2 protein-coding genes are annotated in these 2,223 nt (G+C 74.8%); one reads left to right on the plus strand and one right to left on the minus strand.

What is annotated here, in order from left to right; all coding sequences use genetic code 11:
* Positions 1-120: 120 nt before the first annotated feature.
* Entirely contained in the window at positions 121-1,113 is a 993-nt protein-coding gene (locus tag OFY01_RS16120) for a LacI family DNA-binding transcriptional regulator (RefSeq protein ID WP_266600472.1), read from the minus strand.
* Between the two features lie 227 nt (positions 1,114-1,340).
* On the opposite strand from OFY01_RS16120, the gene OFY01_RS16125 reads away from it, so the two are divergent.
* Positions 1,341-2,223, plus strand: an 883-nt coding sequence (locus tag OFY01_RS16125) for an ROK family protein (protein WP_266600470.1), incomplete at its 3' end; no start/stop codon positions are given.

The raw sequence follows: 2,223 nt of genomic DNA on the forward strand, positions 1-2,223 counted from the left end.
GGGGCAGCGGTGCGTCCACTCGTGCGGGCCGGGGCGGCGCCGTCGTGGCCGCTCGCGCCCGCGCGGCGCGGCCGCGCACGGACACGGCTCCGCGCCCCTGGAGCCAGGGGCCCTCGGCGCTCAGCGGGCGGGCGCCGGCGACAGCTCTCCGGAGCCCCGCTCGATCAGCCGAGTCGGCAGGACGATCCGTTCCGGCGCAGCCGCCGCCCCGTCCAGCTGCCGGAACAACCGTTCCGCCGCCGTGCGCCCGAGCAGCGCCGCGTCCTGCGCCACGACCGTCACGCCGGGCCGCAGCAGATCGCCGAGCTCGATGTCGTCGAAGCCCACGAGCGCGACCGGCCGGTCGAGTTCGGCCAGGACCCGCAGGACCGTGACCGTCACCCGGTTGTTGCCCGTGAAGACCGCCGTCACCGGGTCAGGGCCCGACAGCATCTCCTCGGCCGCACGGCGCACCCGCCCGGGATCGGTGACGCCGAGCGACACCCACCGCTCGTCGACCGGTATCCCGGCGTCCTCCATGGCCGCCCGGTACCCGCGCAGCCGCTCGGCCGCCGTGTGGATGCGCGGCCGGTCGCCGATGAAGCCGATCCGCCGGTGCCCGCCCGCGACGAGGTGTGCCACACCGTCCCGCGCGCCGCCGAAACTGTCCGAGAGCACCGCGTCGGCGTCGATCCGGCCGGCGGGCCGGTCCACGAAGACCGTCGCCACACCGGCCGCCATCTCCGGTTCCAGATAGCGGTGGTCGTCACCGGCCGGGATGATCACGAGACCGTCCACCCGGCGCGCGCACAGCGCGAGCGCCAACTCCTGCTCGCGGTCCGGGTCCTCGGCGCTGGAGCCGTTGATGAGCAGCGCCCCGTGCTCACGCGCGACCTCCTCCACGGCGCGGCTGAGCGGGCCGTAGAACGGGTCGGCCAGATCCTCCAGGACCAGGCCGATGCTGGCCGTACGCCCCTTGCGCAGCACCCGCGCGCTGTCGTTGCGCCGGAAACCCAGGGCGGCGATGGCCTCCCGCACGCGCCGCTCCGTCTCCGGCGTGACCCCCGGCTCCGCGTTGACGACCCGGGAGACCGTCTTGAGGCCCACCCCGGCGCGCGCGGCGACGTCCTTCATGGTGGGGCGATTGCCGTAGCGGCTCTCGGGGCGGCGGGCGGTACGGGTACGGTCCACTTGCGCTGTCCTGTCGTCGCTGTCGTCACTGTCGTCGCCGCTGTGGGACGGGTTCATCGTCCTGGATGAGTGTGAGGGGTCGAGCATAGGGCCTGGACAACGTTGTCAGCCCCGGGGGAGACTGTTGAGCGCACTCTCCGACCTGCCTTTTCCCGGGAGACCTCAGACTCATGCACACGGATCTCGTCGCCGCGCTCGACATCGGCGGCACCAAGATCGCCGGCGCGATCGTGGACGACCGGGGTCGGCTTGTCGTTCGCGCCCAGCGGCCGACCCCGGCACGGGAGGACGGCGAGACGGTGATGGGAGCCGTGGACGAGGTGCTCGCCGAGCTGATCGCGGCGCCGCCGTGGCCGCGTGTACGGGCGGTGGGCGTCGGCAGCGCAGGACCCGTGGACCGCTCGGCCGGGACCGTCAGCCCCGTCAATGTTCCGGGCTGGCGGAAGTTCCCGCTGGTCGACCGGGTGCGGGCAGTCACGGACGGGTTGCCCGTCGAGCTGATCGGCGACGGGGTGGCCATCACGGCCGCCGAACACTGGCAGGGCGCGGCGCGCGGCCACGACAACGCGTTGTGCATGGTGGTGTCGACCGGCGTGGGCGGCGGCCTGGTCCTGGGCGGACGCCTGCACCCGGGGCCGACGGGCAACGCGGGGCATATCGGCCACATCAGCGTCGACCTCGACGGGGACCCCTGCCCCTGCGGGGCGCGCGGCTGTGTCGAGCGCATCGCCTCGGGGCCCAACATCGCCCGCCGGGCGCTCGCGCACGGGTGGCGGCCGGAACGGGACGGCGATGTGTCCGCCGCCGCGGTGGCCCGTGCGGCCGAGGCGGGGGACGAGGTGGCGCGGGCCTCCTTCGAACGCGCCGCCCGTGCGCTCGCCGCGGGCATCGCCGCGACGGCGACGCTCGTGGAGATCGACATCGCCGTGATCGGCGGAGGCGTCGCCAAGTCCGGTGACGTCCTCCTGGCTCCTCTGCGCCGCGCGCTGCGCGACTACGCCACGCTGTCGTTCGTGCGGCGGCTCACCGTCGCCCCCGCGTCGACGGGCACGG

Origin of the sequence: Streptomyces beihaiensis (genome assembly GCF_026274175.1) — a bacterium.
GTDB classification, from domain to species: domain Bacteria; phylum Actinomycetota; class Actinomycetes; order Streptomycetales; family Streptomycetaceae; genus Streptomyces; species Streptomyces beihaiensis.

Bases quoted from the DNA above. Each gene is read 5' to 3' on its own strand.
- OFY01_RS16120 (WP_266600472.1), bottom strand. From the start codon at position 1,113: ATGAAGGACGTCGCCGCGCGCGCCGGGGTGGGCCTCAAGACGGTCTCC.